The organism is Nocardia iowensis, from assembly GCF_019222765.1.
Classification (GTDB): domain Bacteria; phylum Actinomycetota; class Actinomycetes; order Mycobacteriales; family Mycobacteriaceae; genus Nocardia; species Nocardia iowensis.
In genome coordinates, this window is record NZ_CP078145.1 from 6,337,359 (window position 1) to 6,351,474 (window position 14,116).

General features: G+C 67.9%; 13 protein-coding genes. 3 read left to right on the top strand and 10 right to left on the bottom strand.

What is annotated here, in order from left to right:
- Nucleotides 1–29: 29 nt before the first annotated feature.
- Nucleotides 30–2,600, bottom strand: a complete 2,571-nt coding sequence (locus KV110_RS29215; protein WP_218470427.1) for a DNA translocase FtsK — start codon at nucleotides 2,598–2,600, stop codon at nucleotides 30–32.
- A gap of 189 nt (nucleotides 2,601–2,789) precedes the next feature.
- Nucleotides 2,790–3,413 (bottom strand): TIGR03085 family metal-binding protein, encoded by a 624-nt coding sequence (locus tag KV110_RS29220; protein WP_218470428.1) that lies wholly within the window; start codon nucleotides 3,411–3,413, stop codon nucleotides 2,790–2,792.
- Between the two features lie 192 nt (nucleotides 3,414–3,605).
- Here KV110_RS29220 and KV110_RS29225 point away from each other — a divergent pair, with 192 nt between their 5' ends.
- Complete coding sequence (locus tag KV110_RS29225; protein ID WP_246634056.1) at nucleotides 3,606–3,986, top strand: DUF4189 domain-containing protein; 381 nt, start codon at nucleotides 3,606–3,608, stop codon at nucleotides 3,984–3,986.
- Nucleotides 3,987–4,015: 29 nt separating this feature from the next.
- On the top strand, nucleotides 4,016–4,576 hold the full coding sequence (locus KV110_RS29230) for a WKL family lipoprotein (RefSeq protein ID WP_218470430.1): 561 nt from the start codon (nucleotides 4,016–4,018) through the stop codon (nucleotides 4,574–4,576).
- A 61-nt stretch (nucleotides 4,577–4,637) separates the two neighbouring features.
- On the opposite strand, the gene KV110_RS29235 is transcribed toward KV110_RS29230, so the two are convergent.
- Complete coding sequence (locus tag KV110_RS29235; protein ID WP_281427690.1) at nucleotides 4,638–6,746, bottom strand: ribonuclease J; 2,109 nt, start codon at nucleotides 6,744–6,746, stop codon at nucleotides 4,638–4,640.
- Nucleotides 6,743–7,591: a 4-hydroxy-tetrahydrodipicolinate synthase gene (gene dapA / locus KV110_RS29240; protein WP_218479035.1), complete on the bottom strand. Its 849-nt coding sequence runs from the start codon at nucleotides 7,589–7,591 to the stop codon at nucleotides 6,743–6,745. Before dapA ends, KV110_RS29235 begins: the two co-directional genes overlap by 4 nt.
- Before the next feature lie 282 nt (nucleotides 7,592–7,873).
- Between dapA and KV110_RS29245 the strand changes: the two genes are divergently transcribed.
- Complete coding sequence (locus KV110_RS29245; RefSeq protein WP_218470431.1) at nucleotides 7,874–8,317, top strand: hypothetical protein; 444 nt, start codon at nucleotides 7,874–7,876, stop codon at nucleotides 8,315–8,317.
- 107 nt (nucleotides 8,318–8,424) lie between these two features.
- Here KV110_RS29245 and KV110_RS29250 read toward each other — a convergent pair whose 3' ends face one another.
- The 6 genes from KV110_RS29250 to KV110_RS29275 all read right to left on the bottom strand — a co-directional run bounded on the left by KV110_RS29250 (nucleotide 8,425) and on the right by KV110_RS29275 (nucleotide 14,037).
- Nucleotides 8,425–9,624 carry a winged helix-turn-helix domain-containing protein gene (locus KV110_RS29250; protein WP_218470432.1) on the bottom strand — a complete coding sequence of 400 codons (1,200 nt, stop codon included), beginning with the start codon at nucleotides 9,622–9,624 and terminating at the stop codon, nucleotides 8,425–8,427.
- A gap of 89 nt (nucleotides 9,625–9,713) precedes the next feature.
- Nucleotides 9,714–10,733: a hypothetical protein gene (locus tag KV110_RS29255; protein ID WP_218470433.1), complete on the bottom strand. Its 1,020-nt coding sequence runs from the start codon at nucleotides 10,731–10,733 to the stop codon at nucleotides 9,714–9,716.
- The gene (locus KV110_RS29260; protein ID WP_246634057.1) at nucleotides 10,726–11,919 is read right to left on the bottom strand and encodes a sensor histidine kinase; all 1,194 of its coding nucleotides are present in this window, start codon (nucleotides 11,917–11,919) and stop codon (nucleotides 10,726–10,728) included. The genes KV110_RS29255 and KV110_RS29260 overlap by 8 nt, the downstream gene beginning before the upstream one ends.
- A gap of 89 nt (nucleotides 11,920–12,008) precedes the next feature.
- A complete protein-coding gene (locus tag KV110_RS29265) occupies nucleotides 12,009–12,695 on the bottom strand; it encodes a response regulator transcription factor (protein ID WP_218470435.1) in 687 nt (228 codons plus the stop codon).
- A 165-nt stretch (nucleotides 12,696–12,860) separates the two neighbouring features.
- Nucleotides 12,861–13,316, bottom strand: coding sequence for a flavodoxin family protein (locus KV110_RS29270; RefSeq protein ID WP_218470436.1), 456 nt, complete (start codon nucleotides 13,314–13,316; stop codon nucleotides 12,861–12,863).
- A 43-nt stretch (nucleotides 13,317–13,359) separates the two neighbouring features.
- Nucleotides 13,360–14,037, bottom strand: coding sequence for a TetR/AcrR family transcriptional regulator (locus KV110_RS29275; RefSeq protein WP_218470437.1), 678 nt, complete (start codon nucleotides 14,035–14,037; stop codon nucleotides 13,360–13,362).
- Between the last annotated feature and the right edge of the window lie 79 nt (nucleotides 14,038–14,116).

Here is a 14,116-nt window from a genome sequence, read left to right on the forward strand (position 1 = left end):
AAACAAGCGGCCGCGGCCGACGATCGAAACTAGGCGGACTCCTCCGGTGGGGGTTCGCCTTCGCCGCCGCGGATCGACCACAGTAGGCCTTCGAGTTCATCGGGTTTGATGAGGACGTCGCGGGCCTTTGAGCCCTCGCTTGGGCCGACTACGCCGCGGGTTTCCATCAGGTCCATCAGGCGGCCGGCCTTGGCGAAGCCGACGCGGAGCTTGCGTTGCAGCATCGAGGTGGAGCCGAATTGTGAGGTGACGACGAGTTCTACGGCTTGGATGAATACGTCGAGGTCGTCGCCGATGTCGGGGTCGACATCCTTTTTCTCGCCCGTCTTGGCGGCGGTGACGCCCTCCTGATATTCGGGCTCGGCCTGGTTCTTGGCGAAGTCGACGACGGCGTGGATTTCCTCGTCGCTGATGAACGCGCCCTGCAGGCGGGTTGGTTTGTTCGCGCCCATCGGCAGGAAAAGGCCGTCGCCCATGCCGATCAGCTTCTCGGCGCCGGGCTGATCCAGGATGACCCGCGAGTCCGTCAACGACGAGGTGGCGAAGGCCAACCGGGACGGCACGTTGGTCTTGATCAGGCCGGTGACCACGTCGACCGAGGGTCGCTGGGTGGCGAGCACCAGGTGAATGCCTGCGGCGCGGGCCTTTTGGGTGATCCGCACGATCGCGTCCTCGACGTCGCGGGGCGCGGTCATCATCAGGTCGGCGAGCTCGTCGACGATGGCGAGGATGTACGGGTAGGGCCGGTACACCCGCTCGCTGCCCAGCGGGGCGGTGATCGCGCCCGACTTCACCTTCTTGTTGAAGTCGTCGATGTGGCGAACCTTGTTGGCCTGCATGTCCTGATAGCGCTGCTCCATCTCCTCGACCAGCCAGGTCAGCGCGGCGGCCGCCTTCTTCGGCTGGGTGATGATGGGCGTGATCAGGTGCGGAATGCCCTCGTACGGGGTGAGTTCCACCATTTTCGGGTCGATCAGGATCATCCTGACCTCTTCCGGCGTCGCCCGATGCAGCAGCGAGACCAGCATCGAGTTCACGAAACTCGACTTACCCGAGCCGGTGGAACCGGCGACCAACAGGTGCGGCATCTTGGCGAGGTTCGCCGCGAGGTAATCGCCCTCGATGTTCTTGCCGAGCCCGATCACCAACGGGTGGTGGTCGTTTCGGGTCGACGGCGCCTTGAGCACGTCGGCGAGGCGGACCAGCTCGCGATCGGAATTGGGCACCTCGATGCCGACGGCGGACTTGCCGGGAATCGGGGCGAGCAGCCGAACATTCTCCGTCGCAACGGCATAGGCGATATTGCGGGCCAGCGCGGTGATCTTCTCGACCTTCACGCCCGGACCGAGTTCCACCTCGTAGCGGGTGACCGTCGGGCCGCGCACGAAACCGGTGACGGCGGCGTCGATTTTGAACTGCACCAGCACCTCGGTGATCGCCTCGATCATCGATTCGTTGGCGGCACTGCGCTTCTTGGGCGGGTCGCCGTCGGTGAGCAGCGACATCGGCGGCAGCACGTAGTCGCCCTCGACCTCGCGGTCGGCGACGAACTCGAGTTGCTTGGGTGGCGGCGGGGTCTGGTCTTCGACTTTGACCGGGCGCTGCTTTTTCGGTTTCGGTTTCGCCGCGGGCTCTTCGGCGGCAATCGGCTTGGCATCGCGCAGCGGCGGCTCGCCGATCACCTCGGTCGCGGCGTCGGGATCGCCGAATTCGTCGGGCGGGTAGTTCTCTACCGGCGTGCGGCCGCGCCGCTTGGCTTTGGCGGAATGCAGCGGGAACCCGTCGGCGTCGTATTTCGCCGGGTCGTACTCGCCGTATTCGTTGTACTCACCGTATTCGTCGCCGCCGCTGCCGGTGCCGAAGTACTCGCGCAGCCGGTCCGGCACCTCGCGCACCGTGGTGCCGGTCAGCAGCAGCACCCCGAAGACGATGGCCAGCAACAGAATCGGCACCGAAAGCCAGGCGGTGAGCCCGTCGGTGAGCGGCCCGCCCACCACGAAGCCGACGAAACCCGCTGCGCGCGAACGCCCGTGCGGATCGGTCGGCGCCCCCGCGATGACATGCCACAGTCCGAGCATCGGCAGCCCGACCAGCAGGCCGCCGAGCACCAGCCGCGGCCGGATCTCCGGGTGTGCCTCGGTGCGCATCAGGATGACCGCGATCATGGTGGCCACGAACGGCAGTCCCGCCGAGGCGGATCCGGACACCGCGCGAATGGCCTCGCCCACCCAATGCCCGACCGGGCCACCCGCCGACAGCCACACCGCGGCCGCGATCACCGCGCTCAACGCGATCAGGGCCAGCGCGATGCCGTCGCGCCGGTGGCCGTGCTCGATCTCGCCCGCCTTGCTCAAGGTCCGGGTGGTGGCGCCGAGGCCGCGCGCGAGCATGTTCCAGCCGCTGCTGATGCCGCGGCTCAGCACCGCGAGCGGCGCGGTGTTCGACTTGCGCCGAACCGGTCGGCGAGCGGGTGCGCGGCGCCCGCGCGGAGTCGACGCCGCGCGGGGTGTCGCCGAACGGGACCGTGCCGCCGTGGTCCTTCCCCGCGCCGATCCCGCCCGCGCCCGAGTAGTCGTGGTGCTGCGGGACTTACCTGCCATGGACCCAGGCTAGCCGCAAACGCCCCATCGAGACCATCCGCAACACTGGTATCGCGGGCATCAGGGGCCGCTAACTGTGCGGATGCCCAGGTCGCCGCCGATCCGGGGCCGCGCTCGAACCGACCGAGCTCAGGGCGGCCTCCGCGTGTCGAACGCGCCGCCCCCAGCGCCTGATCGGCGCCGTTCGGGTCAGACGGACCGGTCCAGCCTCAGTACGGCCCGTACCGCCTCGGGGTCGCCCGAGGTCTCGAGGCGGACCTCGTCGCGGCCGAACGCGTGCAACAGCAGTTCCGACGGTTTGGCTAGCAACGTCACCGCACCGCCCCGCTTCGGCTGGATGACCGCACGTTTGCCGTCCGGGGTCGCCAGGACCACCGTGACCGGCGAGGCGCGATAGGACCGCCGCGCCATCTTGCTGACCAAGAACCAGTATTTGGCCTCGTCGGCGGCCGGCAGGTCGCGCGGCTCCCAGCCGGATGAGCCACGGCGCACGTCTTCGTGGTGGACGAACATTTCGGCCAGGTTCGCGAGCGCGTCGATCGGCCGCAGTGGTGACCACCACGGCGGCCCGGTCCGGACCAGCTCCAGCAGCTCAGGGAACGACTTGCGGGCCGTTTTCGCTTGCACGCCTTGGAGATACCCGGCGAACGGCTTCAGCACGATGCCGAGCGAGGCGTCCAGCCGTCGCTCGCGAACCACCAAGTGCGCGGCCAGGTCTCGCACCGTCCAGGTCCCGCAGAGAGTCGGTGCCTCCGGCCCGGCCGCCGTCATCGTCTCGACGAGCCGCTGACGTTCGCGCTGCGCGATGCTCACCCCCTGAACATACCGACCACCGCTCCAATGTGGCAGCTCCGACATCCCGAAACCCCACGCGCCGCCCACAAGTGGGTGCCGACCGCAGACCGAGGCCCCGAATTCTCGGGTAGCGCAATGAGGGTTCGCTATGTACCTTGTCTCTCGGTCCATCGGGTCGTGGGCCTTATAAACAAGAAGGGCAAATCCCCTGTGAAGAAGTTTGTTACTGGTGCGGCCATTGTGGCCGCTGCTAGTTGCGCGCTGGCTATCAGCGCGCCCGCCGCGCACGCCAAGGCTTACAACTACGGCGCCATCGCATTGTCCACCTCCACCGGACTGATCGGGTACTCCTACGATTACCCGGATTCGGCCGCCGCGCAGGCGCGCGCGGTTCGCAGCTGCGGCGCGGGCGACTGCGAGTCGGTGGTCTGGTTCGCCAATGGTTGTGGGGCAGTGGCGTATTCCAACCGGTCCGGCGCCTACAGCTGGGCCTACGCCGCCTCGCGTGGCCGCGCGCAGAGTAAAGCGTTGTCCTACAACGACTCCGGCGCCTATATCGTGCACTGGAACTGCACGTCCAACCACGGCTGATGTCCGCGAACCGATTCAGGGGAAATATCGTGAAACACCGCACTTTCCGGACCGCCGTGGCCATTGTCCTCACCGCCGCCGCAGCCACCCTCACCGCGTGCGCCTCCGGCGACAAGGACGCGTCCGCGCCGAGCACCACCGCCGACGCCGCCAAGGAAGCCGGTGAACTCCAAGGCGGAAGTGACAAGGGCGACAAGGAAACCGGCTCGGCGCCGACTACCCCGTCCTCGCCGGTGCTGGCCAAGCCCACGGCGCAGCAGTTGAACGACCGCCTGACCAAGGCGTTCGATCCCAACGTGCCCAACAAGGAGAAGATCAGCTGGATCCAGGCCGCGGAGCAGGATCCGTACCTGGTCGCCAACCTCGTCGATGCCGCCAAGAAGCAAGGCGTCAAGGTCGAGGTCACCAATGTGCAGGAGCCCGCCGACGGCAAGCTGAAGGCCGACGCCAAGGTCACCATCAACGGCAGCCCGGTCGACGACGCCTTCATCTCCTTCGTCTCCGAAGGCGGTGAATGGAAGGTCGACCACACCTTCGCCTGCAATATCGTCAAGAGCGCGAAGATCGAGTCCGCGGCCTGCCAGGAATGAGCTAGGGACAAACGAAAAGCGCCGGGTGCCAAAGGCATCCGGCGCTTTCGCGATCCAGGGGTCAGACGCCGATGACCGTCGGCACGATCATCGGGCGACGACGGTAGGTGTCGGCGACCCAGCGGCCGACGACGCGCCGCACGCTCTGCGCGATCCGGTGGATATCGGTGACTCCTTCGGTGGCCAGCCGCAGCAGTTCGGCCTCGACGAGTTCGGCCGCGTCGGTGAGCGCCGTGGGATCGTCGGAGAAGCCGCGCCCGCTGACCTCCGGCGTGCTGACCGCCTTGCCGGTGGTCTCGTCGATCGCGACGGTGATCGAGATGAACCCGCCCTCGCCGAGCACCAAGCGGTCCGACAACGTCGATTCGCCGACGTCGCCGACCGATAGCCCGTCGACGTACACGTGCCCGACCGGCACCCGGCCGACAATCGAGGCGATCCCGTCGACCAGGTCCACCACCACGCCGTCCTCGGCGAGCATGACCCGGTCCTCCGGCACGCCGGTCGCGACGGCGAGCGCGGCGTTGGCGCGCAGGTGCCGCCATTCGCCGTGCACCGGCATGGCATTGGTGGGTCGCACCGCGTTGTACAGGTAGAGCAGCTCACCGGCCGAGGCGTGCCCGGAGACGTGCACCTTGGCGTTCTGCTGAGTGATCACCGTGGCGCCCAGCCGGGCCAGGCCGTTCACCACCGCGAACACCGAGTTCTCGTTGCCCGGGATGAGCGAGGAGGCCAGCACCACCAGATCGTCCTCGCGGATATTGATCTGCCGGTGGTCGCCGCGCGCCATCCTGGACAACGCGGACAGCGGCTCGCCCTGCGAACCGGTGGAGATCAGCACCAGCCGATCGCCGGGCAGCGTCGCGGCCTGATCGAGGTCGACGACCACGCTGTCGGGCACCGTCAGGTAGCCGAGGTCCTGCGCGATCTGCATGTTGCGCACCATCGAGCGGCCGACGAAGCAGATCCGCCTGCCGTACTTCTGGGCGACATCGACGACCTGCTGGATGCGATGCACATGGCTGGCGAACGAGGCGACGATCACTCGGTTGCGCGCCTTGCCGATGACCGTGTCGAGCACGCCGCCGATCTCCCGTTCCGGCGTGACGAAGCCGGGAACCTCGGCGTTGGTGGAGTCCACCAGGAACAGGTCGACACCTTCATCGCCGAGCCGGGAGAAACCGGCCAGGTCGGTGAGGCGACCGTCCAGGGGCAGCTGATCGAGTTTGATGTCGCCGGTGTGCAGCACGACGCCCGCCGGGGTGCGGATGGCGACGGCGAGCGCGTCCGGGATGGAGTGGTTGACGGCGAAGAATTCGCAGCCGAACGGTCCGTGGGTGGTGTGCTGGCCCTCGACGACCTCCACCAGCTTCGGCTGCTGGCGGTGCTCCCGGCATTTCGCCGCGACCAGCGCGAGGGTGAACTTCGAGCCGATGACCGGGATGTCGGAGCGCAGCCGCAACAGGAACGGCACCGCGCCGATGTGGTCCTCGTGGCCGTGCGTGAGCACGACGGCGACGACATCGTCCATCCGGTGCTCGATGGGCCGGAAGTCGGGCAGGATCAGGTCGACGCCGGGCTGCTGGTCCTCCGGGAACAGCACGCCGCAGTCGACGATGAGCAGCTTGCCGCCGTACTCGAAAACGGTCATGTTGCGGCCGATTTCGCCGATGCCGCCGAGTGCGAAGACACGAAGCCCGTTCTTGGCCAGTCGCGGCGGCGTGCCGAGGCGATCGTGCGCGGCGGCCGCGGCACGCGGATCCACTTGGGGCGCAGACTGTTCGGCGCGACCCCGGCCGGACTGCTGGCGGCCGCGACCGGATTTCCGGGCCTGCTGGCCGCCCTGCGATGCGTCGGCGCGCGGGGACGATTTCTTCGCAGGCGCTTTCGCCTGGTTCGACTGCTTGGGCTGCGACTTCGTCGCGGCGGGCCGATCTGGTTGCGCGGCCACTTCGGACTGCACTACGACGACCTCCGATTGCACCGTTACTGGCGGCTGCGCGGTAACTGCGGGCTGCGCTGTGCTGTCGGGCTGCGCTGTGGGCCGCTCCGAAGTCACCGCCTTTTCGGTGCGGGCAGGCTGCTCGATCGGCGCGGGCGGCGGCGGTCCGGCGGTGCGAGTCGCGGCGCGACGGGGACGACGTGCGATCGGCTCACTCTGCTCAGTCATGCCTGCACCCCTGCTGCTCGTAGATCGTTCGCAAGTTGGTCGAGTTGTTCCGGCGTTGGCATCAACTGCGGCAACCGTGGTTCTCCGGCATCGATGCCGAGCAAGCGCAGTCCGCCCTTGCTCATCGCGACGCCGCCCAGCCGGAACATCGCCGAGTTCAGCGGCACCAGGCTGGCGTTGATCTCGCGAGCGCGCACCACGTCACCGGCGGTGTAGGCGGTGATCAGTTCGCGCAGTCGCTCGGGCACGAGATGTCCGATGACGCTGATGAATCCGGTCGCGCCGACCGACAACCAGGGCAGGTTCAGCGTGTCGTCGCCGGAATAGAAGTCGAGGTCGGTGTTCGCGATGAGATCCGCGCCCGCGTTCAGGTCGCCCTTGGCGTCCTTCACCGCGACAATGCGCGGGTGCTCGGCCAGCCGGCGAAGCGTGTCGGTGGCGATCGGTACCACCGAACGCGGTGGAATGTCGTAGAGCGTGACCGGCAGGTCGGTGGCGTCGGCGACCGCGGTGAAGTGCGCGAGCAGGCCGTCCTGGGAGGGGCGCGAATAGTACGGCGTCACCACGAGCAGGCCGTGCGCGCCGGCCCGCTGGGCGTTGCGCGCGAGTTCGATGGAGTGCGCGGTGTCGTAGGTGCCCGCGCCCGCGATCACGGTGGCACGGGTGCCGACGGCGTCGACGACGGCGCGGAGCAGGTCCGCCTTTTCCGATTCGGTGGTGGTCGGCGACTCGCCGGTAGTTCCGGAGATGGCGAGTAGATCGACGCCGCGATCGACCAAGCGGGCCGCGAGCGCGACTCCGGCATCGACATTGAGCTTGCCGTCGGCACCGAAGGGGGTCACCATCGCGACACCGACCGTGCCGGACGCACGCAGCTGTGCCTGATTCGCGGTGCTCGCTGCCCCTCCGTGGTTACGCACGCTGCCGCCTCCGGGCCTCACGCTCGCACCGCGTGCTGGCGTCGATTCACCGTTCGTCATGGTCAGAAAGGCTACCCGGTCGAGAGAACGCCCTCGACACCGTCGCCACCGAACGGACCGGCCGGTCGGGTGATCGGTCGCCCACCGCACAACCGTGATGTCATTCCCGTCCTTGTGCGACATCAAACATGGCGTCACACTGATGTCATGGATCTGAACAAGTACACCGCCCGCCTGCGCGAGGACCTGATCGCGGCCGCCGCTCTCGGCGACGAAAAAACCCAGGCCACCGCGGCGGCGTTGGCCGCGGCGACGGAGAGCTCGGCCCGGCTGGTGCTACTTGCCGCGCTGTCCGACCTCGCCAACGAGGTCAGCACCGAACTGGGTGACCGCACGGTGCACCTCTCCTTCGACGGCACCGAAGCCAAGGTCGACCTCCGCAAGAAGACCTCCCCCGACGACCACCCCACCTTCGAGGAAATGACCGGCGACATCAGCCGCGTCACGTTGCGCCTCGTCGAACAAATGAAGGCCAGAGCCGAGGAAGCCGCCGCGCAGAGTGGCCAATCGCTGAACTCCTGGCTGTCCAGCGCGGTCTCCGGCGCGCTCCGCGACCAGATGCGCGGCTACGGTCCGAAGCGCGACTTCTAGCGCGCCCGTTCTGATCTCACAGAGCGTCCGTACCTTTCACAGAGTGTTTAGCCCCTGTGAAAGGTATGGGCGCTCTGTGCACTTGGGGCCGCTGCGCGAGTTTGCGACTACAGCAGGGGTGCGAGGTTGCCTCGGTCGCCGATTACAACCTTGTCGAGTTCTAGCCAGTCGGCCATTTCGCGGAGGGTTTCGGTGAGGGCCGCTGCGGTGGCGGGTGTGTCGTGGCCGGGTTCGGCGAAAGCGGCGGGGACGGAGAGGCGACCGGCCGCGCGTTCGGCGCGGAGGTCGACTCGGCCGACCAGTTCGCCGTTCAGGAGGAACGGGAAGACGTAATAGCCGTGTACCCGTTTGGCTTCGGGGGTGTAGATCTCGATGCGGTAGTGGAAGTCGAAGAGGCGTTCGGTGCGGGCACGGAAGAAGATCAGCGGGTCGAACGGGCACAGCAGGGCGGCGGCCTCGACGCGGCGTGGGATCGGGGTGCCTGCGCGTAGGTAGGCGGGCTTGTCCCAGCCCTCGACCTCGACCGGGAGCAGTTCGCCCGCGTCGATCAGGTCGGCGATGGCCGGTTCGGTTTGGCTGCGCTGCAGCCGGTAGTAATCCCGCAGGTCGGGTTCGGTGCCGATGCCGTGTGCGGTGGCCGCGCGGAGCACCAGTTCGCGTACCGCGTCCTGCTCGGAAACGGTGCGCGCCAAGATATCCGGCGGGATGACGCGTTCGACGAGGTCGTAGTGTCTGGCGAAGCCGACGCGCTTGTCCACCGAGAGCGCGCCCGCGGCGAACAGTTGCTCGCAGATCATCTTGGTGTCGCTGAGGTTCCACCAGGAACCCTTGGGGCGCGGCTTATCCAGTTCGAGGTGGCGCTCCACCTCACCGGCGGTGCACGCGCCGACCTCGGTGATCACATCCAAAATGTCTTTGCCCAGTGTGGGATTGCGTTCGATCGTCTTGCGCATGCCCGCCCAGCGGCCGTGCTCGTACCGAGCCATCCGCCACCGCATCAGCGGCCAGTCCTCGACCGGAATCAGCGCCGCCTCGTGCGCCCAGTACTCCACCAGCCGCCGCGGCCGCCGCACCCCATTGCTCCACGCCGCCTCGTCGATCAGCGCCCGATCGTAAGTCCCGATCCGACTGAACACCGGCGCATAGTGCGCCCGCACCACCGCCGACACCGAATCCAACTGCAACAGTTGCGTTTTCCCCACCACCCCGAGCACCGCCCGCCGCGACGCCCGCACCGGCTTCCGCCCCACAAACCCCTGCGCCGCCAACGCAACCCGCCGCGCCACCCCCACACTAATCTTCCGCATACCCCGCACAATGCCACGCCGGTCCGACAACATTCCCCACCTGGCGGAGGGCTGGTTGACGGCGCCGGGGTTGTTGATGCGTTCGGGGGCTAGGTGGAGACCTTGATGCTGCCTGCGGCGTCTATTTCGGTGCGGCGGTCTTGGTCGGGGGCGTTGGCAAGGACGGTGGCTAGGATGCGGCGACCCATGGGGAGGACTCGGACGGTTACCGAGCCCGCGTTGGCGGCGTCCAATTCCTTTGTCGCGGCTTCGATTACCTGTTGGCGGACCCAGCGGGGCACGCCGGCGAAGCCGCCGTCGTCGAGCAGGACCACCTCGACGCCGCGGGAGCGGGCGCCGCGGGCGGCGCTGCTGAGTTCGTCGGTAACGAGTTGCGGGGCGCGCAGGCCGTCGCGTAGTTCGGCCTCGAGCAGCCGGCACTGTTCTCGTTCGGTGGCGGTGAGTTCGGCTCCATCGGCGATGCGTTCGAGGATGGGTCTGGCCACCTTGTCGAGGCGGGCCAGCTGGCGGTCGCGTTCGCCGTTCTCCGCGGCCATGGTGGCCTCGGCGGCGGCGCGCATCGTCGACTCCTCGCGCAACAGCCGCAGTGAACGCTGGGTCGGCCGCATGATCACCGCGAACAACGAGACGCCTGCCACCGTCGAAATCGGCACGATCGATCCGGCGATCACCCCGCCACGCAGCCCGTTCACCGCGCCGACGGTCGCGATCACGATCGCAACGCCACCGACGCCGAGCCACGCCGCACCCAATCGGCCACGCAGCACGAGCACCGCGAGCACATAGGACGACGCGAACGCGGTCCACACCTGCTTCGACCAGCCGTGATCGACGTTGAACGAGGTCAGCGCCGTCGCCAGCGGCCCGGATGCGGCCACGAACACGGTCGCGGGCATCGGCAGCGGGTCGACCGGAATCACCAGCACCACCACCCCGGCCGCGGCCAGCAGCACCAGCGCCGCCACCGCCGAGATCACCGGCGAATCGCCGAAATTGCGCACCATGTACAGCACGATGGTCGCCTGGAGAATGAGCAGGAACAGCCCGGCCGCCGGATCCCGCAGGCCGAGCAGATCGCGCAGCCCGAACTCGGTATCGGTGTCAGCCATCGCTACCCCACACCAGCGTCACCGTGGTGCCCTCGCCCGGCTGCGATTCCACGAAGCCCGCGCCGCCGGCCAGCTGGCGCATCCGCCCGAGAATGCTCACCGAGATACCGAGGCGGTCGGCGGGCACCTGACTCAGATCGAATCCCGCGCCGTCGTCCCGGAAGACCACCCGGATACCACCCGCGCTGATGGTCACCGTGACGCTGCGCTGCACTTCGCGGCCCGGCACGGTGGCGTGCCGCAAACTGTTGCGCACCGCCTCGGTGAGCGCGGCGGCGATAGTGCCCGCGGCGTCCACCGGCAGTCGGAGATCGTCGAATCCGGCCCAGCGCCGGGCGGTAAACCGGATACCGGGGTTGACCTCGTGCACGGCCGAGCGCAGAAACCCGGTGGCCGACTGCGCATCCAACCGGTTCGGTTCCACCTCGCCGACCCGGCATTCGTCGAGCTGTTCGAGTGTCCGTTCGGCTTGCCGGCGCAGCACCGGGGAATCGGTGCCCGCCCGGGAAGCGTCCAGCAGGGTTGACAGCACCGCGTCGTGGATCAGCGCGGCGAAGCGCGCACGTTCGCGATCGCGCGCCGCCGCGCCCGCGACGGCCGCCGCGCGCCTGCTCTCGATCGCCGACTCACGGTCAACGCGATCCGCGGCCGCCTTGGCATAGATGGCGCACCACAGGAACAGCGCGCACAGACCGGCCGACCGCACGAAGTCACCGGCCCACACCAGTGGCGTCGTATTCGGCACCACGAACCCGTTCGCGAATGCCGAGAGCGCGGCACCGATCACGAGGTAGATGACCGCCCACATCGGCCGCCACGCCAGCACGGCCGCAAGCACGCCCAGTGCGAGCACGCGATACAGCCAGACCGAGGATGCCTCGGGCGCGGGATCGGGATACGCGAACGGGATCACCGCCATCGCCGCGAGGAAACTCACCGCCGCCGCACCGGAGACCAGCTGAATGATCTGCCTGCTCGACGCGATCGACACCGCGGCCAGCACCGGGAACAACCCGAATGCCAGCGCCACCGTGAGGACCGTCCAGCCGCCCGCGACGAACCGGCTCTGGTCCGCGATCTCCGGCAGTTCCACCACCGCGACGATCACCCCGGCGATCCCGATGGCCAGTCCGAACCGGCGCAGGATGCGATCGGACGCGCCCTCGTACCCACTCTGCCGGGACACCGGTGCGATTCCACGACGCCACCGGCTCGAGGTGGTGCGGTCGAGCGACACGGGATGGGAAGTCGAGGTGTCCAGCATGCTGGACGCAATCATGCGCGCGGATGCCGCTCGGGCACCGGAAGCCAGCCGTCCTCCACCGCCCGCTTGTACAGGTCGGTCTTGGTCGGCGCCGGCCGTCCCGCGTCGGCGTACTTCTGCCGGATGCGACCGAGGTAGTCGTTGACCGTCTGTTCGGACAGACCGGTCAAACGCGCGACCCGGGAGGCCTTCTCGCCGGACGCGTACAGCGTGAGCACCTCTTCCTGACGCGGGCTGAGCCCGACGTCGGACAGTTGCGGGTCGCCGTCGATGGCGGCCGCCCAGTCGGTGGTCACCACCTGTTCACCGGAAGCCGCGCGGCGCACCGCCGCGACCACGGTCTGCACGTCCTCGGATTTGCGCACCACGCCGAGCACACCGGCCCGCGCGGCGGAACGCACCAGGAACGCGTTGTCCGCGCCGGTGAAGATCAATACCTCGATGCCACGGTCGCGCAGGGCGCGCACGTTGTCTTCGGGCGTCGACCCATCGGCCAATCGCAGATCGAGCACGACCAGGTCCAGTTGCGGCAGGTCCTGGGCGGCGGCCAGCAGTTCCGGCACCGTACCGGCGGTCAGCACCAGGTCGAGGTCGGATTCCGGCGCAAGCATGGCGGCCAGTCCGATCGCAACCGATTCGTGGTCTTCGACCACTCCGATCCGGCGCGGTGCGTTCTCGCCCCCTTCGGCCAACGTCACCTGAAATCTCCATTCCCGAGCAAACTCGTCACATCCCCACCGCAACAACGTTCTGTCAGTATGCCGGGCTGAAGCACCGAATGGTCAGACACCAGAAATCGGGGCCGTTTCTTTCGCAGGTCCGGCAGCGATTGTCACCGCTAGCTATTTCGGGGATAAAAACTGTCATTCGCCCATCAGTTGAGCGGCGAGGGTTGCGCCGAGTTCCCAGCAGCGCTGAATGTCGTCCTTACTCGGTGGTCCCGACAGGATTACCGGCGCGGCCGCCTGCTCCCAGCCGAGACCGGTGGTCACCCGTGCGATGCCGTTTTCGGCGCCCTCGGTGCCCTCGTTACCGTGCAGATATAAGCCGAACGGCCGACCCCGAGTCGAGTCGAGACACGGGTAGTAGAACGTGTCGAACGCATGCTTGAGCGCGCCCGACATGTAACCCAGATTCGCCGGACTGCCGAGCAGGTACCCGTCGGCGGCGAGCACGTCGGAAGCGGTGACGGCCAGCGCGGCGCGGCGCACGACCTCGACGCCTTCGATCTCCGGGTCGGTCGCGCCGGACACCACCGCCTCGAACATCGCCTGCATGTGCGGGGACGGCGTGTGATGGATGATCAGCAGCTGCGCCACAGGACGAGCTTAGTGCCGACCGTTCGCCCCGCACCGCCGCGGCTCAAGATCGACGCAGGCCGTCCAGGACGCAGTGCAGACCCTGTTCGAATCGTCGTGTCGAGTCGGGGCGTGGGTATCGGCCGAAGTACTCCGCGACCGGCGTGATGTCGCGGCCGTCGGCGGACGTCAAGTGTGAAACGTGTTCTGGCGCTAACGAATCCGGTCGACCGGCTCGCGCCCAAGCGGATTCGGCCAGTGCCGCGCCGAGCACGTAGTAGTAGAAACCGGCCATTGCCGCGTCGAGTTGCTCGCCAGAGAAGCCCGCGTCGGTCAGCACGCGCAGGATCGTGCCGAATTGCGCGACGGCGGCGGGGCCCATCGGCGGGTTGTCGCCGACCAGCGCCGCTGCCCATGGGTGCCGCAGCAAAGCCTGGAACGTCCGATGTCCGATCGCGGTGAGGTCGGCGCGCCACTCTCCGGACGGAGCGGTGTCGTCGAGAGTCTCTGCGAACACCGCGTCCACCGCGAATTCCAGCAGGTCGTCCTTGGTGGACACGTATCCGTACAGCGTCATCGGGGGCACTTCGAGTCGGGCGGCGAGTTTGCGCATGGTCAGGCCTTGCACGGACTCCTCGTCGAGTAGTGCGACGGCGGTGGCCACGATCTGGTCGCGGTCGAGTGCCGGAGGGGTGCGCGCCGCCTTTGCCGGGCGCAGCCATACCGAATTCCGTTGGGGCATTGCCTGATTCTACGGCCGGACGTACATTGAACGAGTATCCGTACGTTGTACGAGAGATTCGTACTACGTACGCCCCAGT

Coding starts and splice junctions, on each gene's coding strand:
- KV110_RS29215 (WP_218470427.1), bottom strand. CDS start 2,600: ATGGCAGGTAAGTCCCGCAGCACCACGACTACTCGGGCGCGGGCGGGA.
- KV110_RS29235 (WP_281427690.1), bottom strand. CDS start 6,746: ATGACTGAGCAGAGTGAGCCGATCGCACGTCGTCCCCGTCGCGCCGCG.
- dapA (WP_218479035.1), bottom strand. CDS start 7,591: ATGGTGACCCCCTTCGGTGCCGACGGCAAGCTCAATGTCGATGCCGGA.
- KV110_RS29245 (WP_218470431.1), top strand. CDS start 7,874: ATGGATCTGAACAAGTACACCGCCCGCCTGCGCGAGGACCTGATCGCG.
- KV110_RS29250 (WP_218470432.1), bottom strand. CDS start 9,624: ATGCGGAAGATTAGTGTGGGGGTGGCGCGGCGGGTTGCGTTGGCGGCG.
- KV110_RS29255 (WP_218470433.1), bottom strand. CDS start 10,733: ATGGCTGACACCGATACCGAGTTCGGGCTGCGCGATCTGCTCGGCCTG.
- KV110_RS29275 (WP_218470437.1), bottom strand. CDS start 14,037: ATGCCCCAACGGAATTCGGTATGGCTGCGCCCGGCAAAGGCGGCGCGC.